This is a genomic window from Bacillus cereus group sp. BfR-BA-01453, assembly GCF_022662915.1.
Lineage (GTDB): Bacteria > Bacillota > Bacilli > Bacillales > Bacillaceae_G > Bacillus_A > Bacillus_A paranthracis.
Window position 1 is genome coordinate 33,712 of the sequence record NZ_JAKUEN010000022.1, and the last position, 22,393, is coordinate 56,104.

A 22,393-nucleotide genomic window follows, 5' to 3' on the forward strand; every position below is an offset into this window, starting at 1 on the left:
GAATTAATACAGCTTTACCATAATAACATGAAGTGTTCATATAATGGATGTTTTTATTTGATAAAGAGAACCTGCAAACTTGCAGATTCTCCTGATAATGATTTATGGAGCAAGACCCGAAAATATAATACAATAATTCGAAAATGAGTTCAAGTAAATAAAAAGAACCCGCTGGAGTTTGGGTTCTTTTTACAAGTGATGATGTATTCTCCGTTTGGGAACTGAGAAAAACACAAAAATATAATAATACGAGTTTTAGAGAATTTCAAGATTAAATTAGGGATTACCGCGAGGTGGTGAATATGGCTAGGCAACGAAGCCCAGATCGTGAAACAGACAATTTGTTACCATATTTAAAAGTTTACAAAAAATAACTATTTCTTTCAGATTACAAGAAGGTTTTACAAAAAAATACATAGAAGTATAAATATATGGTAATGAAATAAGTCGAATTTTCATCATGACGGATATCCAGAATATGTTCATTTCAATTTACATGAAATACACATAGAGGAGAGCGATTATGAAAAGGAAAATTAGCACAGCAGTTGTAAGTTTATCTGTTTTAGGATTTGGAATTTTTGGTGTTACTTATGGAAATGGCGGAGGAATTGTTAAAGCTAACTCTGTAGGAGATCATGGAGGAGCGCCAGTATATGCACATGGAAATCATGGTGGAGCACCGTCCTATACTCATGGGCATACGGGAGCACCAGTTTATGGATATGGAGACTATCCAACACCTTCTTTTAATGGAGGAGATACTCCGGCGCCTAAGTTAGAAGCTGATGGAGACCATGGAGGAGCGCCATCTTATACACATGGAGAGGGATGGTCTCCAAGTTATGCACATGGGCATACAGGAGGGGCGCCTGCTTACAATAAGGGAGATACATGGTCTCCGAGTTTCGCACATGGAAATACAGGAGCACCATCTTATACTCATGGACATTACCCTGCACCAAAGTTAGAATCACATGGAGATTATGGAGGAGCACCTGCTAACACAGAGCCTGGTGGAGGGATTTAACTAATTCTAATATGAAAGTTGTAAGTTTATATAGAAGAAAAAAGACTTTGTAATATTTACAAGGTCTTTTTTCTTTGTAAAAAACTTATTCGAAGGGAGAAATGAACAAGTTTCTTCCTATTAATATAGAGGGTGGTGGGTGATATGAAGTGAAACAAAAACACGAGTTAGCTCAAGAAGATTACATGCAAGGTATGAAGTATAAGGAACTGGCTGAGAAATATGAGGTCAGTGTAAATACCGTAAAGTCATGGAAGACCAGATATAAATGGGATAGAAAAAGTGTGCATACAAAAGATGAAAAAGTGCGCACACAAAAGAAAACAGGTGCACCCATTGGTAATAAGAATGCAGTTGGTAATTCGGGAAACAAGAACCCTAAATGGGGGAACAAGAATGCTGTAGGGCATGGCCCGCCAAAAGGTAACCATAACGCTATGACGCATGGATTATTTAGGAAGATAATCCCGAGTGACGATCCGCGTGCAATGGAATTGCTGGATGAAATACAAAACCATACTGAATTAGATATGCTATTCCATTCTATTCAACTGCAATACTTCAACATCCTTAATTCACAACGTATTATGCATGTTCGTACTCAAAACGATATGTCAAAAGAGATGATTAGTGAATCACTGAATGGAGACGCGTATACAGTGCAGTTTGCATGGGATAAACAAGCCAATTTACTTACAGCTTATTCGCGCGCTATGACAGCGTTATCCTCTATGATTGAACGATTTGATAAGTTAGCAAATGCTGATGATGAAAGAAGATTGAAGCTAGAGCAGATGAAAGCTAACATTGAAAAAACAAAAGCCGATACAGCTCGTATTAAAGGTGAAGATGGTGATGAGTACGAAGATGACGGTTTCAAAGAGGCGCTAGAAGGTAAGGTAGAGGAAGTGTGGGATGACCATGACGACGATTCCGAAGCGTAAAAAGAAACCTGCTCCATTTAAATTTAAGCCATTTTCCAAGAAGCAGCTGAAAGTATTAACCTGGTGGAAGCCTAACAGTCCCGTTAAAGATTATGACGGGATTATTTGCGATGGTTCTATTCGTGCAGGTAAAACAGTTTCGATGGCGCTTTCCTATGTAATGTGGGCAATGGAATCATTTGAGGGCGAGAACTTTGGTATGTGTGGTAAAACGATTGGTTCACACCGTCGTAACGTTATAACGCCACTTAAAAAGATGCTGAAGTCTCGTGGTTATAAGGTTAAGGATCATAGAAGTGAGAATATGCTTACGATTACTAAAGATGGCGTGACAAACTTCTTTTATATCTTTGGTGGGAAAGATGAAGCGTCGCAGGATTTGATTCAAGGAATTACTGCCGCTGGCATGTTTTTTGATGAAGTGGCACTTATGGTACAAAGTTTTGTTAACCAAGCAACAGGTCGTTTATCCGTTACCGGTTCAAAAATGTGGTTTAATTGTAATCCAGCAGGACCGTATCACTGGTTTAAAGAGAAGTGGTTGGATCAAAAGAAAGAAAAGAATCTTTTACACCTTAAATTCTCTATGGATGACAATTTGTCATTAGATGAGAAGACAAAAAGAAGATATCACCGTATGTATAGTGGCGTTTTCTATCGCAGATATATCAAAGGCGAATGGGCAGCTGCTTCTGGACTTATCTTTGATATGTTTGATGAGAAAGTACACAAAGTCGAGTCTATTGAACGTAATTATGTTGAGTATTATGTGTCATGTGACTACGGTACGCAGAACGCTATGGCGTATGGATTATGGGGTAAATGCATTGAAGACGGTGACAAAGAAGTATGGTACAAAATCAAGGAGTACCATTATAGCGGTCGTGATACAGAGAAGCAGAAAACAGACCAAGAGTATTATGAAGACTATGAGGAATTCGTTGGTGATTTACCAATCAAAGGAACTGTAGTTGATCCCTCTGCTGCTTCATTTATCGCTGTGTTAGTTCGTAACAAGCGGAAAGTATACAAAGCACGTAACAACGTAAAAGAAGGCATAGGTAACGTTGGTATAGCACTGAATACTGGCAGAGCATACTTTAATGATTGTTGTGTTGAGACTTTCAAAGAGTTTGCTTCTTATATATGGGATGAAAAAGCAATACAACGTGGTGAGGATAAACCTCTAAAAGAAAATGACCATCACATGGACGAAACAAGATACTTCATTAATACAATCGTATTTGGATTGCGTAAAAAGAAGAAAAAGAGAAGAGGTGAAGAAGCTTAATGACGAAGAAAAGACAAGTTAGTGCCAGAGTAATCAAAGCATCTGGAACAAGTACTCAAGTGTTGTCACGCCAACAAGAAGATGAAAAAGAAAAGAATGCGGTTAATGGCATCATTACACCACCTTATAGAATAGAAGACCTACAGCAGATTAGAGAAAATAGTACAATTCTAGGTCAGTGTATTGATGCTTATAAGAGAAATATTGCTGGGTTTGGTCATGAAATGCAGTACAAACAGAATGATATTGAAGAAACGGACGAAATGAAATCGGAATGGGCGTATGTAGATACAGAAGTCATTCCTTTTTTTAGTTTTGAAAAGCCATTCAAAGAAATTCTTGAAACTGGAATTGATGATAGGGAAACAACCGGAAATGGATATATTGAAGTGATTCGTAATTTAGAGGGTAAACCTGTTGAATTAATCAATATGTTACCACAATACATGAGGGTGACACGTAAAGATGATAAACCGCAAGAAGTAACCTATTTCATAAATGGAAAAACTATTAAACGAAAAAAAATATTCCGTCGTTATGTCCAGCAGGTCGGGGCAAGCGTTACTTATTTTAAAGAATTTGGCGATCCGCGGTTCTTGAATAAAGAAACTGGTGAATTTAGCGATAAATCACTTGGTCCTAAAGACGCAACTGAGGTAATTCATTTGAAAATAGGAAATGGTCCTTATGGCATTCCACGTTGGGTATCACATGTAGTTCATATGGTTGGTGCTAGAAAGGCAGAAGAGCTAAACCTACGTTATTTCAAACAAGGTAGACATATACCGATGGCTATTCTATTAAAGAATGGCGTTCTTTCAGAAGAAAGTGAAGATGCACTTTCTGATTATGTATCTACTGTAGAAGGGGAGGAAAATCAACATAAATATTTAGTCCTTGAAATTGAAAGTACTGAAGAAGAAGTGGTTGGTGAGCCTAGACCTAATGTAGATATTGAACTTAAATCATTAGCAGATATCCTGCAAAACGATGCTCTATTCCTTAAATACGATGATAAATCACGTCAAAAGGTACAGTCAGCATTCCGTTTACCAGACATTTACGTAGGGTATAGCAGAGATTTTAACCGTGCTACTGCTGATGCAGCAAGAGAAATTACAGAAGAACAAGTATTTGAACCAGAAAGAAACTCACTTGAGTTCATCATAAATAACATTCTTCTGCTTCCATATGAGTTAAAACATGTATATGTGAACCTACGTAAGCCTGAAATAAGTAATACCGAAGACTTAGTTAAGATGTTAGATGTGCTAAGTAAATACGGTGGTACAACATTCGATGATCTGCGCGAAGTAGCAGCGAAAGTGCTTAATAAAGACTTAGAACCGTTTGAAACAGAAGAAGCAGGTCAGCCTATTGCGCTGGTATTACAAGCGATCAAGAAGGCTTCCGAACAGAAAACAACAGAATCAGTTCAAAAATCCGATACTCCTACTGATCTAGTCATGATTATGAAGGATTTAAGGGACTTATTGGAGTCGATGCAAGATGCAGAAGATTGATAAACTGCTAATTTCATTGAATGAGTGGATTGAAAAAGCTGATACAGACGATTTCACAGACTCATTACCTGCTGATTTAGAAGTACTGGACATGCTACCAGGATATGTTGAGGATTTCGAAAAGGAAATCGCTAAACTACTCCGGAAGCAACGGAGATACTTTGTAAATGGTATTAAGAACTACACGAAAAAGGATGCAATCGAAAAGGCATTTAAAATACGAGACATAGTTAATTTCGTTACTGGAAGCCTATTTGGAGCAGATACATTTGCTAAAAGTTTGAGCAAAGCAGCGAGGAAATTTCTCGATTATTCGATGAAGGATATGACTACTGCTTTTATGAATGCAATCGACCCGGATATCCAGTTTAATATCTTTTCAAAACGCACTACAAAGTGGATTGATAGTTGGTCTGATGAATTAGGTAAGCTGATGCAGATTAACTCACATAAAGCGGTAAAGCGTGTGTTAAATGAAGGTTTGGAGAAAGGGAAAGGTATTCGTGAGATTACTAGGGAATTGCAAAAGCTCCCTGAATTTGACCGAAAAAGAGCAAGAAGAACTGCGCAAACAGAAACACTTGCGGCCTGTAGCGCGAGCCAACTCGAGTCATATAGGCAGAGTCCTGCTGTTACTGGTAAGAAGTGGCGTCATAGTGGTAGTAAAGGCATAACACCTAGAGAAAATCACGTTGAATACGATGGAACTGTTGTACCAGTCGAAGAAGAGTTTGAACTCCCCGATTCTGGGGAACGTTGCATGTTTCCTCGTGATAGTTCTTTATCAGCTAAAGAGAGAGTCGAGTGTCATTGTGTTATGTCTCCTGCAGTAGATAACAATATATTAGGTCTATCTGAAGAAGAGAAACAGAAGATTAGGGAAGAGACTTTGAAGGAGTTGAGTAAGTGATGGAAGCTACTCATAAGAAATTGTATCGTATTTGAAAGGAGGTGAATAAATGAAAAAACGTAAGCTGAAGAACTTACAGGTTTCACACGTTTCTTTTGTAGAGAATGGAGCAAACCAACGCAAGTTCTTTTTGACGAAATCAGAAGAACAACCGAACTTCGAGAAGGCTGTAAAAGTTATTAAATCTGATGATGAAGAGAAACGTCTTGTATATGGTGTTGTATACGAGCCTGACACATTAGATGCTCATGGCGATTTTACGGATGCTGAGACTATCGAAAAGGCAGCGCATGAGTTTATGCTTAAGTACCGCCAAATCGATAAAAATCATGACTTTGTAGCAGGTGTAGGAGAAGTTGTTGAATCATATATTGCACCTGCTGATATGGAGCTTAATGGTGAACCTGTAAAGAAAGGTACATGGATCCTTACTACAAAAGCAGATGAAGACACATGGGAAGCTGTTAAGAAAGGTGAATTCCAAGGGTATTCCCTTGCAGGAGTCGCTGAAACAGAAGTGATTGAGGAAGAAGTAACGAAAACTGAAGAGAAACAATTTAAGTCCTTCTTCCAATTGATGAAGGGCTTTTTTAGTGGGGAAAAAGTTGAAAAAGGCGAGGTTAGGGATAAGTTTAACCAAAACAAACATCGCCGTGACGTTAATGCCTCTTTCTCTGCTTTAGAAGATACTTTCTATCAATCATTATGGAACGCCCCTACTGCTGATGCAATCGACTTAGATCGTATAGAAGCGGCTGCACTCGAATTCGTTGAGATTATCAATGAGTTGAAGGGTACAGAAGCGGTTGTAAAGGCATGGGAAAACAAACCAGCTACCTCTCTTGCTGAAGAAGTAGAAAAAGCAGGTAAGAAAATTAGTAATGTAAACATGGCTGATATTGATGCGGCCATTGAATCATTAACAAATCTAAAAACACGCGTCACACCTTCACCGGAAGGCGCAGGAAGTGAGGAAGATGATATGAATCAAGAACAATTAACAAAAGCGTTAGAAGCTGTAGTAGCACCGATTAAAAAGGAGCTAGAAACAGTTAAGAAACATCTAAATATAGAACCAGAAAAGACACCTGAGGAACTTGCAGTCGCTAAAGCGGTTGAAGCAGCTACTGCTCCAATCATCAAAGAGTTAGAAGAACTAAAAAAATCCCAAGGTATCAGCAACCAACAAGATACAGATGGGCATACAAACGTACAAAAATCTGCTGGCGGTTACGCTGGATACTTTGGTAACTAAGGAGGAAACACATATATGAATAACGGACAAATTATTGCAGGTGGTTCTACAGATATCGTTTTAAAGGATGTAAATGTACCATTACCACAGGCAGCAGCAGAAGCGTTTTTACGCGATACAATCAATAAAGCTACAGTATTACCTAAGTTAAACCCATACTACAAGAAAGCTCCTGCTGGGAATATTGATACATTAAGCGTAGGTAAGCGTAAATTACGTGAAGCTTCTAAAAACGATACTCCAACTGGTGTTGGTTCTATCGCACCTGGACAAATCCCTTACGCTGTTAAGAAAGTAAAATGGGATGAATGGATTCAAAATGATGATGTATGGTATGCATTGGCAGCACGTGGTCAAAATGTTGAAGATGTAATCATTAGTATGATTCAAGACCAATTTGGTACTGATTTACAAGATTTAATCTTCAACGGTGACACTACTTCTGCTGATCCATTCGTTAAAATCATCGACGGATTTGTTAAAAAGGCTAAAGTTTCTACAAACAAAACAGATTTAGCTACAAACGAACTAACTATTCAAGCGTTTGTGGACCATGTAGCACTTCTGCCTGAACGATTTAAAACTCGCAAAGATATTGCTTGGTTTATCACGCAGAAAACACATGATAAGTTAATGTCCTTATTAACTACTCGTCAAACTAATTTAGGTGATGCTGTATTAGTTGATGGTAAAGTTACAAAATTAGCAGGTTATGAAGTTGAGGTTGTACAAGAAATGCAATCAGGTTTTGCTATGTTAACGCCGCGTGAAAACTTAAAACCTGTATTTACTCGTGATTTACGCTATAACCGTACTGCTCAAGGTGCAACTGCAGCTGCAAAAGATGCAACATACCATATCTTATTCGCTTACTTAGATGCGGTTATTCGTGAAGTTGATGCTGTAGCTTGGATGACAGGTGAAAAACTGTAAGAAAGGAGCGTTATAATGCCCTTAGTTCAATATAAACAAAAAACAGGCGTTCTTCATATTGGTGAAGGGCGCTTTTTTCATGCAGGAGAACCACAAAAGGTGACAGTAAAAGAACGAGATGAGTTATTAGAAGTTTATGAAGATCTAGAAGAAGTAAAGGAATCTTCTAAAACAAAGAACTCAGAAAAAGGTGATGTAAATGCCTAAGATTCCTAAGGATATTGGAAAAGGTGGCGCACATTTAAATACTGATTTAGCGGTCCTGCTCAATTCTATTGTAGATGATTTGAATTCTGTAAAAAAACAAGCAGATGATTTAAAAGCGAAATACAACCAGCATATTAACGATGGTAAACATCGTGTTGCTACTGTTGTAGATGCAGCTGCTCCTAACTCGACAGTTAACTCTACAATTACTACAACTAAATAAGGAAGTGATAAGTATGGCGCTTATTACTACTCAAGAATTAATAGATTACACTGTACTGCCTGAAGTAAAGAATCGTCCTGTTCCCCTATTGGAGCAGGACATACTTGAGGCAGAAACAGAGATTTATAATCTATCAAAAATAGATTTTGGTGATAATACGAAATATCCTGAGGTTCCAGCAGAAGTGAAGTTAGCTTGCAAAAAGTTAGCTCAGTATTATGCGTATACAAATGCTGATACAACTGCTATGAAGGGGATTAAGTCTGAAAGTATTGGTGGCGGTGATTATTCCTATACAAAGGATAGTGCGAGTGTAACAAAACCTTCAGTGTTATATCTCTTGCAGAAGTTTATGGATCATAAAGGTAAGAATAAAGTTACGTTCAAAATGAGGGCGATTTAATGTCTCTGCAAGGAATGTTTATCCATGAATGTGATATTTACCATTTGCAGAAGAAAGAGCAACCAGGTAAGTATGGGCAACCAGGAGAGACCGTATATTCTTACAATGAAACTCCTGATATAGCAGAACAAAGTTGCTATTTTGCCGAGAATGTAGCAACTGCTGCTCCTGATACGATACAGTCGTCACCAAACCAATTAAATATGGAGCAAATGAAAGTGTTATTCATGCCTGGTACAGATGTGAGACACAATGACAAAGTGATTAAGAAGAATACAAATGTCACTTATTATATACGTAATCCTTTTCCAGTAGTGCACCCACTTACTGGTGAGGTTAATCATATAAAAGCCATAGCAGAGAGGAAGAGTGAGCCGTGGCTAGCGAAATAACGACTAGAGGATTCCGCGAGTTCAGCGCTAAGTTGAACCGTATGGCAAACGGATTAGATCAGAATGTTACCTTATGGCTTGAAGCTAGTGGATTTCAATTTTTAGAGGAAGTTCAGAACCAAATCATTTCACTAGCAGTTGTCGATACGAGAAGGCTGCTCAATTCGTTTGATAAAGGCGGAGTTGGAAACGTATGGCGCTCCTCTGATGGTGGTTTAGTTTTGGAAGTTGGTACAAATGTAGAATACGCTAAACTTCAAAATGACGGATGGCAGCAGGTAAGAAGATTCGTTCCTGGTAGATGGGAAGGTCATAATTTTGAGTATGATCCACATGCACCTACTGGAATGATGCTAACTGCAAAATTCATAGAGGGCCGTCCGTATTGGGATAATGCAGTTGCCATTTATGAGCGCATGTTTCAACGTTCATTTGACCGCCAATTTAAGCAATGGGTACAGAATGGAGCGAGATAATTATGTATGAGCAAATACATGGTTCCATGAAAGCTTTTGTATACGACAGTTTATCTGCTAATACATTTGCTTATCATGATCAAGTTCCAGAAGAATTAGTTATTCCATCGGTATATTATCCGATTTTATCTATAAATGATGATAAAACTTCAAAAGATCATTACACCTTACTATACACAATGGTAGTAAGGTTTTTTAATGCAACGACAGATAAGGCAATGCAAGCAGCAGAAAAGGTTGCTAATAAAATCAGAAGTAACGGTTACACAGTACATCTTCGGAATGAAGATGGAAGTGAATCGATTGACACAGTTTATTTTCGAAGAGTAACAACCGCTCCAAGTGGAGTTGGTTCTGCACAGTTAACAATGATTTTCGAATACCAACAAGCTTATGTAAATTAAGGAGCGTGAAATATATGGCTGAAGTAAAAAACAAGATGTATCGCGGAGACGAGTTTCTTGTTGCGGTTAAAATTAAAGACCAAACTAATCAAGAAATTCTTGTAAGACCTTTTGATCAAACCGATTTGTCTCACAGCATTGAAGCAGATGAAATTGAGGCTGAGTCAAAGGACCGAACTGTTTCTGATTATGGAAAAGTAACTGAAAGTATTTCTTTTGAGGGTATTTTATCCCAAGGTGATCCGTTTATAGATGCAGCTATTAATAAAATTCGTAATAAAGAGTATATCGAGATTTATAAAATTAATAAACGCACATTAGAAGCTGAGAAAGGAACTTATATGTTATCTTCTTTTGAACAAACAGCTTCACAAGGGGAAACATCAACTTGGTCAGCAGAAGCGAAACTTTCTGGTACAACAACTAAGGAAACATTAACTACATTGCCACCTGGCGCTGGAGGAACAGTTACTACACCGCCATCAGGATCTTAAGAGTAGGTTTTATACCTACTCTTTTAAATTTGAAAATAACATCCAATTAAAAGGAGATTGATATATATGTTTTTTGAAATCGAAGGAAAAGAATACGAACTAAAGTTAACTTATAAGGCTATTTCTGAAATTAACAAGAAGTATAAAGGTGGAGCGCAAGAGATTGTATCTGTCGCAATGCTAGGCGACCTAGAAATCTTTGAAGATGCAATTTATTACGGTTTACTTCATACAGAACAAGGTTTTACACGTGAAAAGATTCAGGACGCATTAGAAAAGTTAATGGAGAAGCAAGTACTTACTCAAGAATACATTAAAAAGGTTATCCAAGAAGTAATTACAGATCATTTTTTCTACCAAGCGACAGCTCAGAAGATGAAGGCGAAAATGTTGCAGAAAGTAGAGAAGGAGAATCCGGACAGCAAGGAAATGATGGAGGATCTTCTAGCGTAAAAGAATACACGCAAGAAGATTTTGATAAGGTGCAGCAGGATGGGTTCAGATATTTAGGTTTAACAGCCGATAAAGCTATGAACCTATCCCCGCGTGAGTACCAAAATATGATGATCGGTCGTAATGAACAATACCTTGACCAACTGCAGATGTATAGTATTTATACCATTATGATGCGTGTCGCTTATCACCACGACCCTAAAAAGAAATTAAAACCAACTGATTTATTTAACCGTGACAAGTTAAATGATACAAACAACAAAGAATTATCAATAGAAGAAAAACTTAAAAAAGCAGAAGATGACATGAAGTTATTGCAAAATCTCGACTTAAATTAAGGAAAGGTAGGTGAGATTTTGGCAACAACAGAAGAATTAATAGTTCAGTTTAGGGCTGAAACTGACCAAATGCGGCGCGAAATACAACAAATGCGCCGACAAATGGATGACTTTGTAACAACAACAAGTCGAAGTTCTCGGGAATATCGCCGAAGTATCGAAAATATGGGGAATGCTAACAGTGAGTATAGTCGTAGATTAAGACAAATGAAAGCTGAACAAAGAGCCGCTATGGCTCCTCATATAGAAGAGTTAAAGCGTACAAAACTAGCTTATACAGAATTAGGTATGAGCTTGGGTAACTATCAAGGTTCAACGAAAGATTTAATTCGTGAAGTTACAGCATTAGGAGCGGCGGAGAAAAAGGCTAATGATGCAATGATAAATCTTAATCGGATGAAAATGGCATCAATTCTTCAAACAATTGGTTATATGCAGAATATGACCCTTATGGCGGATAGATTGAAAGGTAATTTAACCGCTATGGGTAATCCATTTTATAACTTGTCTCGTGGCGCACTAACTGCAGTAGGTGCTTTTAACAGATTTGCCAACTCAGGTAATGCGGCTAGGTTAGCGTTAGAATTTGTTGGTCCTAATGCATCGATGAAACAGTTAAATGATCAGATAAGAATTATTAATATGGGTCTTATGCGTTTACAAATGACATCCATGGCTACTGTTGCGACATTCGGGATATTTACAGCAGCAATGTGGAACGCGGCAAAAGGACCCGATCCTTCTGATATACGAAAACAACAGGATGCTATAACAGCGGAATATATCAAAGCGTATCAAAAACGAATTGATGAAGTTTATAATTTTGCTGGATTATTTGATAAGGTCACTAGGGAAACTTTTAGTGGTAAAGAATTGGCAAAGAACCTAGCTGGACAAGTAGCATTAATGCGAGATTGGGTTAAAGATATGAAATCGTTAAGTGGAAGAATCCCAGAAGACTTGAGGGAAGAATTGTATAAAATGGGACCTGAAGCTGCTGGACAAATTAGAGCCTTAGCTCAAATGTCAAAACCCGAATTAGATCAATACGTTGCTCTTTGGAGAGAAAAGATAAGTTTAACTAATGAAGCGGTAGCTGATGAGTTAACTCGAACTAGAAAAGCAGCCGAACAAAAGATAAAAGAGTTGCAGGATTCACTTAAACCTCTTGGGATAGCAATTGAGAAGTTCAAGGAAGTTTGGGCTGAAGCTTTAAAACCATTCGTTGAAATTTGGGGAGAGTTCGCAGCGGGATTCGTCAATGCACTTACTAAAGTGGGCGAGTTTATCCAAAAGATAAATGAAATAAACCCTAATATAACGAAAGTAATAGGGATGATTTTATATTTAGCTACTGCACTAGCTGTCATATTAACACCGCTCGCAGTAGGCATAGGTTTATTTAAAGGATATCGAGCAGCTGCATTTGCGGTATGGATGGTAATTGGGCCGCTTATGGAAGGGATGGCATTAACTATGCCAGTTGCCCTTGGGTTGGCGGCAGCTATAACTGCCCTTGTATTAGGTTTTAAATTGGCTTATGAACGTATAGAACCATTCCGAAACGCAGTTGATAATGTAATAACTGTTTTTAAGGCGTTTTGGCAAGTTATACAAGGGAATAGTGGCGGAGCGGCGAGTATGCTAACTTCTCTAGGTATGTCTCCTGAAAACGTAAGAGCAATTATTTCATTTGGTGAAACCGTTCGAGGTGTCATAGGTTCAATTAAACAAATTTTTTCTGACTTTGCAGTATTCATGCAAGGTATTTTTGCGTTGTTTGCGGGCGACGAAGAAAACGGAACAGCATTGTTGAAATCTTTAGGAATGAATTCTAAAACAATAACAACAATTGTTAATACAGTGGCAACTATCAAGCAGACAATAAGTGAATTTTTAACTGGAATTTGGGCATTCATGACAGAAATCGGCTCTCAAATAGCTCAATTTTGGCTAGAAAACGGTGATCAGATAAAGCAGGCATTTTCTAATGCATGGGGTCTGATAGTTGAAATCATAAAGACAGTGATGCCAATTATAGTTGCTGTTTTCCAATTTGCGTGGCCTATCATTAAGGAAATCGTGATTGGGACGCTAGAAGCGATACGTGATTTTATACAAGGAATCCTAAAAGTTATACTTGGAATTGTAAAAGTTTTCTCTTCTCTCTTTACTGGCGATTGGGCTGGTGTTTGGGAAGGAGTTAAGGAAATTTGGTTCGGAGCACTTCAAGCGATTTGGGGTTATTTACAATTATGGGGTGCAGGAAAAATTCTGAAGTGGCTTGGTAAATTTGCTGATGATTTAATAAGGCCGTTTGTGAAATATTGGGGAGACATTAAAAAAGTTTGGAATGACGCCCTCGCTGATTTATATGTATTCTTTGGTTCAAAATTAGAAAACATAACTCGTCTAGTGCAAAGTTGGGGCGGCATGTTCAAAAATTTCTTCCTTGGAATTTGGGATGCAGTTATAGGTGGGGTTTCTAGGAAACTTGATAATCTAGTGTTTGGTATACAGCTAACTTTTACTAACATAGTACGATATATAACTAACTTGGGATCAACATTCTACAAAGCTGGAGTTGGTCTCGTAGAAATGATTGTCAAAGGGATTATGTCTATGGTTAATCCTGTTTTAAGAACTATGGGCTGGCTCGCTCAACAAATTCGTGATTTCCTTCCATTCTCTCCTGCAAAGACAGGACCATTATCTGATTTAGATCATTTAGATTTTGGAGGACCAATCACTGATAGTATTAAAAAATCAAGAAGTGCAGTCAAAAGAGTATTTGCATCTGTATTGGAAGTTCCGGATATTCTCACTCCAGGCATTAGTATAGGAGCAATATCAGGAAGCTACACTACACCTTCTTACACATCGGGTGTTAACTCATCATCAGATTTCGGGCAACAAGCGATGATTAACTCTCAATCAGCTAATGTTGCAAGTCAAAATGATAATAGATTAGTGGCAGCTGCAGTTAAAAATCTAGGTGACAAATTAGATAATTTACAAGTTGTTATGGAAGGCGAAACAGTAGGACGTATTGTACGACCTCATGTAAATGAAGGGAATGCAATCGAAAACACAGTAAGGAGGTATTTCTAATGGACGTGCAAATCACAAGAATGAATGGACAAACTATGAAATTATCTGACATAAACGTTCAGGTACAGGACTTCCGTGTGGGATCGATTGAAATACGTCCTACCTTTATAGATGTAGAGGGAGCAAGCGGAAGAATTAGCACAGGATCTACTTATGGGGTACGGACTATAACCGTACCTTTTTATTTTAAAGCGCAGGATTTATTAGATGTAGCGATAACGAGAGATAAATTATTTGAAATGATATTAAGTACAGAACCTTTCTATATTCGCGAATTACGACGATTAGAATATCAAAATGGAGATAATCTAATTGTTAGTGGCAAACGTTATAAAGTAAATATGTCCTCTACATTCGATATAGATCAGCAACTCAAATATGGATTTGGTGAATTGGAATTTGAAACAGCAGACTTGCCATTTGCTGAATCGATTGGTAAGTCATCAGATATTCAACGTGATGGAGTTAATCCAGGGAGTGGATTATGGGGAGCTGGTATGGGAATTATCAGTGATCCTGCTTCAAAGATATATAAGCACAAGGCCGTAGCAGGACAACAATTTTTTATTTATAATCCTGGTAATGTTCCAGTCCATCCATTTGAACAAGAATTAAAAATAACAATTAGTGACGTAGCTGGTAGTACGGCAGGTTTTATGCTTAAAAACTATACCAATTTTAGCACAGCGACGATAACTTCTCCTTTATATATTACAGACACTATTATTTACTCAGGTCCAAATATAGGTAGGAACGGGTTATCTTTTTTAAGGAATACAAAGAAGGATTTCATCGAACTTGTACCAGGGTGGAATACCTTAGAAGTGTTTAATTGCACCTCAGCAACAATAGAATTTGATTTTAGGTTTTACTACAAGTGAGGTGAATTGATATGTATGTACGTGATTTAGAAAATATAGAGTATGTCACACAAACAACTTATTTAATTGAAGAAGAATTAAATGGAAATTGTGTGTTTTCTGCAAAGATACCTCCCAATAAAGTGAATTTAACATTTCTTAATAGACTCTCAGAAATGTGGACTTTAGTCGATGATAATGAAACGGAATACAAAGTCGTTTATCTGAAAAAACAGGGTGAAGGGAAAACATTAACTGCAGAGATTAAAGCAGTACCAAAATTTTATGATGACTTCGATAGTGGCCGCGTGTATGAAGAATATAATCAATCCTTTACTGCGAATGCTTGTTTTGCAACCATTTTTAATGGGAGTGGCTATGTTTATCAATTGAATGGTAGTTACAACTCGTTACAATGGGAAGGATTCGGTGGTGGATCTACCCGACTTGAAATGTTTAAAGATGCATTGAATCGTTATGGAGCAGAGTTCAGGATTCTGGGAAAGGTTGTAACGATTGAACCTCAAATTGGATCTGACTTAAACGTCATGTACCGCCATAGATTGAATGCTTCTAATATAGTTCAAGAAGTTGATGCGTCAGGATTTTGGACATACGCTAAAGGTTATGGCGATTTCACTGAAGAAGATGGATGGCAAGGTGCTAAATTGATTCGTGAATTTACATCACCACTTGCAAGTATTCCTGGAATCGGAGTGCGTCACGCTCCACCTTTAAAAGACGGCCGCATAAAATTATCTGCCACAATGGATAGCGGTTTAAAAAAGATTGTTAATGAAAGTTTAAAAATTAGTGTTACTGCTGATATACATGATTTAACGAAACAGAAATACCCGATTGCTCAGAGTGGACTTGGTGATCGGGTATTTCTTATTGATGAAAGAATTGGATTGGATGCAGAAGTACGTGTTGTAAATCGGAGTGTATTACGTGATTGGCGCGGGAATATACTGGATGTTCAATTGACCTTTGGGAATCAAGACATTACCAAAAGGTATCAGTCTAATTTAGATCATGCCGCTAAAACAATTAATGATTTGATAGAGGGGCGAGAAAAGCTCCCAATCAATGCGATGGCAGCGGAAGTTGCGAATGTCACGAGCATGATTTTAGGTGTAACTAGTGAATTAGATATCACACCACAAGGGTTAATTGCGAAGGATAAGAATAATCCCAATTATGTTGTAGTCTTGAATAGTGCCGGATTAGGTGTAAGTACTGACGGAGGAATGACCTTTAGGAACGCAATCACTGGCCGAGGAATTGTTGCGGAGCGTATATTAGCAGGAGAAATTAAAGGTTCTACACTACGCACTGATAGTGGTTCTAACTATGTTCACATAGAAAAACAATTCATCCGCTTGATGGAATCGAATTTAACACGAATGTATTTCGGGTACTACTGGAATAAAGATGGAAGAATGCAACCTACAATTCTGCTTCATGAGAATGTTAATACTAGTAGATTTTCTGATGGAACATTTGCAATTTCGCAACAAAATCTAGGAACTTCATATGCGGCAAGTATGGGGGTAGTTAAAGGAGTAACATCTACGGATGACCCGTACTATCCAAGCAAAATAAATCTTTATTCAAATGGAGATACCCTTCTATATGGAGACAACAAAACAACAATTACAGGTGAAATGGGAATAGATTTTCGTTCATTTCGACAAGCAAGTACTTTTGCAAACCTTATCCGTTTAGATGCTTCCGCTAATATGGATATTCTGTCTGGAGATCGTTTATTTATAAGGGCAACGAATGCAATAGAATTCAATACAAAGGGTTACGTATTATTTAATTCTCAAGTGAGTACAAGTGGAGTGAACGTAGGTGGATTCCTACCTGATAGTTCCGGAACAATAAAATACATGAATGGTTATAAAGGTTGGAACTATTATGGGAACATTGGTGATGGACGTTGGGTTGTATTTAACTGGACTACTTAATAACAAAAGGAGTGAAACAAAAATGGAAGGTTCAAGATACTTAGGAAGATTAATAGAAATTCAAGAAGATGGTTCAGTACAAATACCGTTAGATATGTATGAAGGTGTGGGTGTGAAGCCAGGGGATAAAATTGAAGTATTTGCAGATTTTGATTTTGTATATTTACGTAAAACAGATACATTTTGTGATATGTGCAAAAAGAATGCTCATTTGCATAAGTTAGGAACGTTAAATGTGTGCTCTGATTGTTTAACTAACTTGCAGCAACAAGCAGCACAAGTATCGCAACAATAAAAGAGGTGAAATCAATTGGCAGAAATACTTAAAATAAGAGAAATAACAATTGATACTATGCAACACAAGGATTTCAATACAAAAGAAGAGGAACTAAAACTCATCCGGTTTTATCAGAATGATTTAAACTCTGCCAAACTATTAATCAATGTTACTCACGACAAAGTAGTAACAGATTTTTCATCAGCGACAAGCGTGCAAATTGCATTTTTAAAGCCAGATTGTAAACGAGTATTCCAAGATGTACAGAATGTGAATCAAATGCAGGGTAAGTACTACGTTGTTTTAAGTACACAAACTCTGATTGCCTATGGTAATGTCATTGCACAATTGAGGTTCACTTTCCCGAATAACAAAGTAATTGAAACTTGTAAATTCGCATTTACAGTAGATGAATCAATAATGTCTGATGATGCAATGAAATCTACAAATGAATTTCCAGTAATCCAAAAAGCCATTGAAGCAGGTAAGAAGCTTGAAGGTGTAGATATTGACGGGATTATTGCAGCAGGTGAATTAGCAAAGGGAGCATTACCAAAAACAGGCGGTACGATGACAGGTAATCTAACTTTAGATGGTTCTACAGGCGAGAGAGCTTTGTCATTTAAAGTGGGCACAGGAGCCAGTGACTTAATCGCTATGAGAAACGTACTAGCTACCAACACGTTTTCTCTAAGAGATTACCGTTTAGGGATGGATATATGGTCTTGGAAGGATAATGTCTTTACTTTACATGCTCAAAATACTAACCTTCTAAAGAAATCTGAAGCGTTTTACACTTATGCACAACCTAACGGTAGAACATTCCAGTTACGAGAAGGAGACGACCTTAATAACTTTTTAGATACAGGCTTATTCGCAGGACCAAAGCTTGTTAATGCACCTACTCAGGATTATCTATACGTTGAAGTTATCCGATACGCAGATGCAAACTATACGATGCAAAGAGCTACTACCTTGGTTGGAAGTACTGGAAGTGTTTGGGTGCGACGGAAGACAGGCTCTGTTTGGAACGCTTGGGAGAAAATGATAGACTCTAAAGGTGGGGTATTTACAGGTGATACCGAGTTGGATATAGGTAAAGCCCTATTGTTTAATTCTGGAGGTTCAACAGCTAATAAGTATGTTCTACGAGGACAAGCGAATCAAAATAAACTAGTATTATCAGACCAAACTTCAGGTGTTTTCATTTGGGAATACAACTCTGACCAAAAGTCTTTTAATATGGTCGCACCTAACACTAACCTCATGAAGAAAACAGGAGACACAGCCACAGGTCACATGATTTTCAGGCATAACATCAACCAAGAAACAGCTGACGGATTAAAAGGTGTAAATATGGTAGTCAACTCTTCAGTTAATAAATGGTCTGTTGCACCTAAGATGGACGGAAACCCAGTATGGGCTAACGAGTTTGCTATGGATTTAAATACTGGAAAGGTAACTGTCCCCTCACTCGGTACAAAGAAAGACGGCCGTGCTAATATATCAATCACAGCAGATGGAGAATTAATATCTGGCAACGGCGTTATCGCGGACAGAAGAGGTAATACTGTAACACTGAGAGCAGGGGTAAGAAGAAAAGTAGGTATTCCGCATACGAATGCTATTTTTACTTTACCTGTAGATATGAGACCACTATTAACAGTTCAACAGAACACAATATCAACGGATGGAACACCATGTTTGATAACTATACAGACTAACGGTGAATTTTCTATCCAGAATGTTGGGTCAAACAACGCACAAGGTAAGGATTATTATGTAACTATCTCTTATGTAGTCGATTAAGGAGGTAACCACATGGCTAAATATTACGGTTATTGCTATGACGAGGAAGGTAAATTTACTGAGATGATTCCTTTAGAAGAAAAAGCGATCTATGAGAAGAAAACATTTTACCGAGAAGAAACAAAAGAAGTTGTAACGGAAGAAAAGCTTTGTGAGCTTCATCAATCAATTGTGGACGGTACTTATGAGCCGGATCAAGAGAATGTGGAAGAACCGATTAGTAAGGAAGAATGCCCTGATTGTGTAATGGAGCATATAGAGTATGAAACTATTAAAGTACCATACGAAGAAGATGTTGTTATAGGTTATGAACCGGACATTCCTACAAATTGCACTTTAGATATTCCACCTGATGGTATTTACTATCCAGTATTTAAAGACGATAAATGGATAAAAACAGTCGAACCGAAACCCGAAGAACCCAAGCCTGAAGAACCTTCAGAGTTAGAAAAAATCAAACAGCAATTAGCTGATATTCAGAAAGAACTCGAAGATATCAAAAATCAGAAGCCACCAACTATTGATGAAACAGAAGTGCCAATAGCATTCGCAGCACCTATACAAGATACACCAGATTATGAACACGAAATTAATAAAATAAAGCAAGTCATTCCGAATTTGGGAGAACAAATTGTTGATTTAAATAATAGAATAGCTGATTTAGAAAACAAAGAGCAGGTTTAATTAACTGGTCTTTTTATTTTGAACAAAATACGGCTTTTACAACAAACCAAAGCGTGCTTATAGCAGGCTTTTTTATTTTTAGAAAAGGAGTGAAAAGATGGATCGTATTGATGTATTAATGAAAACATTTATAGCTACCTTCGGAGCTTTTTGCGGGTACTTTTTGGGAGGATGGGATGCAACATTGAAAGTCTTAGTAATCATGACAGTAATTGACTATCTAACAGGAGTACTTGCTGCAGGTGTTAACGGTACATTAAAAAGCAAAATAGGATTCAAAGGCATTGCCAAAAAGGTAATGCTTTTTCTTTTGGTAGCAGCAGCTACACAAGTAGATATTGTTATGGGAACTAAAAATTCAGTTCGTGAAGCGACACTATTTTTATTTATCGGTAATGAGTTGTTATCACTATTAGAAAATGCAGGTTCAATGGGTATCAAGCTACCTTCAGTATTTATGAATGCAATTGAAGTTTTAGGTGGTAAACAAAAACAAGAAATAAAAAAAGGAGATGTTGAATAATGGCTTGTTTCGCAGGATCAGGTGGTCACAATAGTATCGTACAAGGTGCAAATAGCATTTATGGAAAAGAACATGTGGAGGATAGAAAGTTTCTTGACGCGGTTGCTAAATATGTACAAGCAGCTGGATGGAAGTATGTGAATTGTTCTGATGAAGTTGGAACGACACAAACCGCAGTTTGGAGCAATGCAGCAAATAATCATTTGAGAGTGAAAGACAGTGATGTAGATTTACAGTTTCATTTAAATGCTTCTCCAGGTGGTACAGGCTGTGAAGTTTGGTTGCACCCTTCATACGGAAATAGAGAATTAGCAGCAAAGATTTCAAAGGCAATGGCTGATGCATTTGGATTGAGAGACCGAGGTATTAAATTAACAACAGATTTAGGATGGATTAATAAGACTAAGACTGGATTACTCCCTGAAATTTGCTTTATCGATAATGAAACAGATATGCAAAAATACCGTGATAACTTCTACAAGGCAGCTAAAGCGGTAGCTGAGGTTATTGTTGGCAAAACAATTCAATCAAGCACAAATAATAGAGAGGTGGAGATTACAGTGAATAAATTTAATAAAGTTGTTACGTATGAATTTGGAACAGCATTAGTACCGGAAATGTTAGTAATGATGGATTCTTTAGGATATGAATCTCGTATCATTTCTGGTGGGGACAAGCAAGGTCTAGTTAGATTTGAGACAAACTATCGCCAAGGTAATGAACTAGATCGAGCAACAGCATGGTTAGATGCGAAAGGACTTAAATACTTCTATACAAAAGAATAGTTTGATGTATAACAAAGTCGCCCTTAATTGGACGGCATTGTTATGTAATACGAACAAAAGACCGCCTATTACGGGCGGTCAATTTTTACTAATGATTTTTTAATGCTTGTTTTAACGCTTCAGCTGTTTGTTCAAGCCATTCTATAGGATTAAGTTTTAAAGAAGGAAAATAAATTTCAGTATAATATTCAATGAACGCTTCTTTTTCTTGCGTGGATAAATCACTTCTTAAAAATTCAGTTATGTACTTTACGGTATTTTCTATACACACTTTATGAGCTTCTTCTATAAATTCATTTAAGGCTTTTTCTACTGTTCCCATATCTTGATGAAATGTTCCATCTAAAAAATCACTTAATTCTTCATACATATAATATTTATCATTCATAAGTATCCTCCTAAATTTCTATCTTACGGGATATCCTGTTCGAATATAACTTCCTTGTCCGTCTTTTTTTAAGATAATTTTAGCATTAGTTACCTCTAAAACATTTTCAGATCCTCTTACAATAGATCGACCAATAACTTCATCACCTCTATACTTAAACCCTAGAGTTGGCGGGCTGTAGGGATCATCTAACCACCTTTCTATTTTACGTATATTTCTAGGATTGGTTAACACTTCATCAGCAATTTTTTGGGCTGTTTCTAAATTATTAAAAGATGAGGACCCTGTGATATCAGGATCGTCTATTAAGCGTTGAGCCAATGCTTCATTAGATATTTCAACATGTTTTTCCATTAAATGTCCACCTTTATCTTCGTGTTGCTTTAAATCACCATCGAATACACGTGGACTATATTGATTTGATCTATCTATGTTTTCAGCAGATAAAATAGTATCTTCAGCTTGTCTAAAATTAGGCGTATCAAGCCGAGATGGTATATTACCTCCGCCAGCGAAAGCAAACTCATTGTGATTACGATTGAATAAGGATGCAGCGTCTTGCAAGCTTTGATTAGCAGTTCGTGAAATCTCAGCTAATTTTGTGCCAGGGTTCAACATTGCAATTTTATCCACGCCTTTTGTTCCTACGAATAGTTGTCCAACAGCCAATATAGTATGACCAGCCGCGCTTCCATACCATTCTGCAC

At 37.4% G+C, this 22,393-nt stretch carries 26 protein-coding genes; 24 read left to right on the forward strand and 2 right to left on the reverse strand.

Annotated features, from left to right (window positions below; genetic code table 11):
* Positions 1 to 523: 523 nt before the first annotated feature.
* The 24 genes from MR070_RS25195 (at position 524) to MR070_RS25310 (ending at position 21,298) form a co-directional block, all read left to right on the forward strand.
* Complete coding sequence (locus tag MR070_RS25195; RefSeq protein ID WP_242262194.1) at positions 524 to 1,030, forward strand: hypothetical protein; 507 nt, start codon at positions 524 to 526, stop codon at positions 1,028 to 1,030.
* Between the two features lie 149 nt (positions 1,031 to 1,179).
* The gene (gene terS / locus MR070_RS25200; protein ID WP_242262195.1) at positions 1,180 to 1,974 is read left to right on the forward strand and encodes a phage terminase small subunit; all 795 of its coding nucleotides are present in this window, start codon (positions 1,180 to 1,182) and stop codon (positions 1,972 to 1,974) included.
* A complete protein-coding gene (locus MR070_RS25205; RefSeq protein ID WP_242262196.1) occupies positions 1,946 to 3,265 on the forward strand; it encodes a PBSX family phage terminase large subunit in 1,320 nt (439 codons plus the stop codon). Before terS ends, MR070_RS25205 begins: the two co-directional genes overlap by 29 nt.
* Positions 3,265 to 4,788 (forward strand): phage portal protein, encoded by a 1,524-nt coding sequence (locus tag MR070_RS25210; protein WP_242262197.1) that lies wholly within the window; start codon positions 3,265 to 3,267, stop codon positions 4,786 to 4,788. Before MR070_RS25205 ends, MR070_RS25210 begins: the two co-directional genes overlap by 1 nt.
* Positions 4,775 to 5,698 (forward strand): phage minor head protein, encoded by a 924-nt coding sequence (locus MR070_RS25215; RefSeq protein WP_242262198.1) that lies wholly within the window; start codon positions 4,775 to 4,777, stop codon positions 5,696 to 5,698. Before MR070_RS25210 ends, MR070_RS25215 begins: the two co-directional genes overlap by 14 nt.
* A gap of 49 nt (positions 5,699 to 5,747) precedes the next feature.
* Complete coding sequence (locus MR070_RS25220) at positions 5,748 to 6,953, forward strand: XkdF-like putative serine protease domain-containing protein (protein WP_242262199.1); 1,206 nt, start codon at positions 5,748 to 5,750, stop codon at positions 6,951 to 6,953.
* Positions 6,954 to 6,968: 15 nt separating this feature from the next.
* Complete coding sequence (locus MR070_RS25225) at positions 6,969 to 7,886, forward strand: phage major capsid protein (RefSeq protein WP_242262200.1); 918 nt, start codon at positions 6,969 to 6,971, stop codon at positions 7,884 to 7,886.
* A gap of 15 nt (positions 7,887 to 7,901) precedes the next feature.
* Positions 7,902 to 8,093 (forward strand): hypothetical protein, encoded by a 192-nt coding sequence (locus MR070_RS25230; protein ID WP_242262201.1) that lies wholly within the window; start codon positions 7,902 to 7,904, stop codon positions 8,091 to 8,093.
* A complete protein-coding gene (locus MR070_RS25235; protein ID WP_242262202.1) occupies positions 8,086 to 8,316 on the forward strand; it encodes a hypothetical protein in 231 nt (76 codons plus the stop codon). The genes MR070_RS25230 and MR070_RS25235 overlap by 8 nt, the downstream gene beginning before the upstream one ends.
* Positions 8,317 to 8,329: 13 nt before the next feature.
* The gene (yqbG, locus tag MR070_RS25240; protein ID WP_242262204.1) at positions 8,330 to 8,719 is read left to right on the forward strand and encodes a protein YqbG; all 390 of its coding nucleotides are present in this window, start codon (positions 8,330 to 8,332) and stop codon (positions 8,717 to 8,719) included.
* Positions 8,719 to 9,111 carry a DUF3599 family protein gene (locus MR070_RS25245; RefSeq protein WP_242262205.1) on the forward strand — a complete coding sequence of 131 codons (393 nt, stop codon included), beginning with the start codon at positions 8,719 to 8,721 and terminating at the stop codon, positions 9,109 to 9,111. Before yqbG ends, MR070_RS25245 begins: the two co-directional genes overlap by 1 nt.
* On the forward strand, positions 9,096 to 9,587 hold the full coding sequence (locus MR070_RS25250; RefSeq protein ID WP_313933837.1) for an HK97 gp10 family phage protein: 492 nt from the start codon (positions 9,096 to 9,098) through the stop codon (positions 9,585 to 9,587). The genes MR070_RS25245 and MR070_RS25250 overlap by 16 nt, the downstream gene beginning before the upstream one ends.
* Positions 9,588 to 9,589: 2 nt before the next feature.
* Positions 9,590 to 9,991 (forward strand): phage tail terminator family protein, encoded by a 402-nt coding sequence (locus tag MR070_RS25255; RefSeq protein ID WP_242262206.1) that lies wholly within the window; start codon positions 9,590 to 9,592, stop codon positions 9,989 to 9,991.
* A 14-nt stretch (positions 9,992 to 10,005) separates the two neighbouring features.
* Positions 10,006 to 10,485, forward strand: a complete 480-nt coding sequence (locus tag MR070_RS25260; protein WP_242262207.1) for a phage major tail protein, TP901-1 family — start codon at positions 10,006 to 10,008, stop codon at positions 10,483 to 10,485.
* Positions 10,486 to 10,551: 66 nt separating this feature from the next.
* On the forward strand, positions 10,552 to 10,938 hold the full coding sequence (locus tag MR070_RS25265; RefSeq protein WP_242262208.1) for a tail assembly chaperone: 387 nt from the start codon (positions 10,552 to 10,554) through the stop codon (positions 10,936 to 10,938).
* A 29-nt stretch (positions 10,939 to 10,967) separates the two neighbouring features.
* Complete coding sequence (locus MR070_RS25270; protein WP_242262209.1) at positions 10,968 to 11,276, forward strand: hypothetical protein; 309 nt, start codon at positions 10,968 to 10,970, stop codon at positions 11,274 to 11,276.
* A gap of 69 nt (positions 11,277 to 11,345) precedes the next feature.
* Complete coding sequence (locus MR070_RS25275) at positions 11,346 to 14,387, forward strand: phage tail protein (protein ID WP_242262210.1); 3,042 nt, start codon at positions 11,346 to 11,348, stop codon at positions 14,385 to 14,387.
* On the forward strand, positions 14,387 to 15,268 hold the full coding sequence (locus MR070_RS25280) for a phage tail domain-containing protein (protein ID WP_242262211.1): 882 nt from the start codon (positions 14,387 to 14,389) through the stop codon (positions 15,266 to 15,268). Before MR070_RS25275 ends, MR070_RS25280 begins: the two co-directional genes overlap by 1 nt.
* A gap of 11 nt (positions 15,269 to 15,279) precedes the next feature.
* Positions 15,280 to 17,220 (forward strand): phage tail protein, encoded by a 1,941-nt coding sequence (locus MR070_RS25285; protein ID WP_472927051.1) that lies wholly within the window; start codon positions 15,280 to 15,282, stop codon positions 17,218 to 17,220.
* Between the two features lie 22 nt (positions 17,221 to 17,242).
* On the forward strand, positions 17,243 to 17,515 hold the full coding sequence (locus MR070_RS25290; protein WP_242262213.1) for a transcriptional regulator: 273 nt from the start codon (positions 17,243 to 17,245) through the stop codon (positions 17,513 to 17,515).
* Positions 17,516 to 17,530: 15 nt separating this feature from the next.
* Positions 17,531 to 19,306: a BppU family phage baseplate upper protein gene (locus tag MR070_RS25295; protein WP_313933838.1), complete on the forward strand. Its 1,776-nt coding sequence runs from the start codon at positions 17,531 to 17,533 to the stop codon at positions 19,304 to 19,306.
* Between the two features lie 12 nt (positions 19,307 to 19,318).
* On the forward strand, positions 19,319 to 19,990 hold the full coding sequence (locus MR070_RS25300; RefSeq protein ID WP_242262214.1) for a hypothetical protein: 672 nt from the start codon (positions 19,319 to 19,321) through the stop codon (positions 19,988 to 19,990).
* Between the two features lie 97 nt (positions 19,991 to 20,087).
* Positions 20,088 to 20,513, forward strand: coding sequence for a phage holin family protein (locus MR070_RS25305; RefSeq protein ID WP_242262215.1), 426 nt, complete (start codon positions 20,088 to 20,090; stop codon positions 20,511 to 20,513).
* Positions 20,513 to 21,298 carry an N-acetylmuramoyl-L-alanine amidase gene (locus MR070_RS25310; protein ID WP_242262216.1) on the forward strand — a complete coding sequence of 262 codons (786 nt, stop codon included), beginning with the start codon at positions 20,513 to 20,515 and terminating at the stop codon, positions 21,296 to 21,298. Before MR070_RS25305 ends, MR070_RS25310 begins: the two co-directional genes overlap by 1 nt.
* 88 nt (positions 21,299 to 21,386) lie before the next feature.
* Here MR070_RS25310 and MR070_RS25315 read toward each other — a convergent pair whose 3' ends face one another.
* A complete protein-coding gene (locus tag MR070_RS25315) occupies positions 21,387 to 21,686 on the reverse strand; it encodes a contact-dependent growth inhibition system immunity protein (RefSeq protein WP_061403130.1) in 300 nt (99 codons plus the stop codon).
* 18 nt (positions 21,687 to 21,704) lie between these two features.
* Positions 21,705 to 22,393, reverse strand: a 689-nt coding sequence (locus tag MR070_RS25320) for an RNase A-like domain-containing protein (protein ID WP_313933839.1), incomplete at its 5' end; no start/stop codon positions are given.

Bases quoted from the DNA above. Each gene is read 5' to 3' on its own strand.
- MR070_RS25305 (WP_242262215.1), top strand. From the start codon at position 20,088: ATGGATCGTATTGATGTATTAATGAAAACATTTATAGCTACCTTCGGA.
- MR070_RS25310 (WP_242262216.1), top strand. From the start codon at position 20,513: ATGGCTTGTTTCGCAGGATCAGGTGGTCACAATAGTATCGTACAAGGT.
- MR070_RS25290 (WP_242262213.1), top strand. From the start codon at position 17,243: ATGGAAGGTTCAAGATACTTAGGAAGATTAATAGAAATTCAAGAAGAT.
- MR070_RS25275 (WP_242262210.1), top strand. From the start codon at position 11,346: ATGCGGCGCGAAATACAACAAATGCGCCGACAAATGGATGACTTTGTA.
- MR070_RS25230 (WP_242262201.1), top strand. From the start codon at position 7,902: ATGCCCTTAGTTCAATATAAACAAAAAACAGGCGTTCTTCATATTGGT.
- MR070_RS25220 (WP_242262199.1), top strand. From the start codon at position 5,748: ATGAAAAAACGTAAGCTGAAGAACTTACAGGTTTCACACGTTTCTTTT.
- MR070_RS25195 (WP_242262194.1), top strand. From the start codon at position 524: ATGAAAAGGAAAATTAGCACAGCAGTTGTAAGTTTATCTGTTTTAGGA.
- MR070_RS25210 (WP_242262197.1), top strand. From the start codon at position 3,265: ATGACGAAGAAAAGACAAGTTAGTGCCAGAGTAATCAAAGCATCTGGA.
- MR070_RS25205 (WP_242262196.1), top strand. From the start codon at position 1,946: ATGACCATGACGACGATTCCGAAGCGTAAAAAGAAACCTGCTCCATTT.
- MR070_RS25235 (WP_242262202.1), top strand. From the start codon at position 8,086: ATGCCTAAGATTCCTAAGGATATTGGAAAAGGTGGCGCACATTTAAAT.
- yqbG (WP_242262204.1), top strand. From the start codon at position 8,330: ATGGCGCTTATTACTACTCAAGAATTAATAGATTACACTGTACTGCCT.
- MR070_RS25300 (WP_242262214.1), top strand. From the start codon at position 19,319: ATGGCTAAATATTACGGTTATTGCTATGACGAGGAAGGTAAATTTACT.
- MR070_RS25315 (WP_061403130.1), bottom strand. From the start codon at position 21,686: ATGAATGATAAATATTATATGTATGAAGAATTAAGTGATTTTTTAGAT.
- MR070_RS25255 (WP_242262206.1), top strand. From the start codon at position 9,590: ATGTATGAGCAAATACATGGTTCCATGAAAGCTTTTGTATACGACAGT.
- MR070_RS25265 (WP_242262208.1), top strand. From the start codon at position 10,552: ATGTTTTTTGAAATCGAAGGAAAAGAATACGAACTAAAGTTAACTTAT.
- MR070_RS25245 (WP_242262205.1), top strand. From the start codon at position 8,719: ATGTCTCTGCAAGGAATGTTTATCCATGAATGTGATATTTACCATTTG.
- MR070_RS25285 (WP_472927051.1), top strand. From the start codon at position 15,280: ATGTATGTACGTGATTTAGAAAATATAGAGTATGTCACACAAACAACT.
- MR070_RS25260 (WP_242262207.1), top strand. From the start codon at position 10,006: ATGGCTGAAGTAAAAAACAAGATGTATCGCGGAGACGAGTTTCTTGTT.
- MR070_RS25225 (WP_242262200.1), top strand. From the start codon at position 6,969: ATGAATAACGGACAAATTATTGCAGGTGGTTCTACAGATATCGTTTTA.
- MR070_RS25280 (WP_242262211.1), top strand. From the start codon at position 14,387: ATGGACGTGCAAATCACAAGAATGAATGGACAAACTATGAAATTATCT.
- MR070_RS25215 (WP_242262198.1), top strand. From the start codon at position 4,775: ATGCAGAAGATTGATAAACTGCTAATTTCATTGAATGAGTGGATTGAA.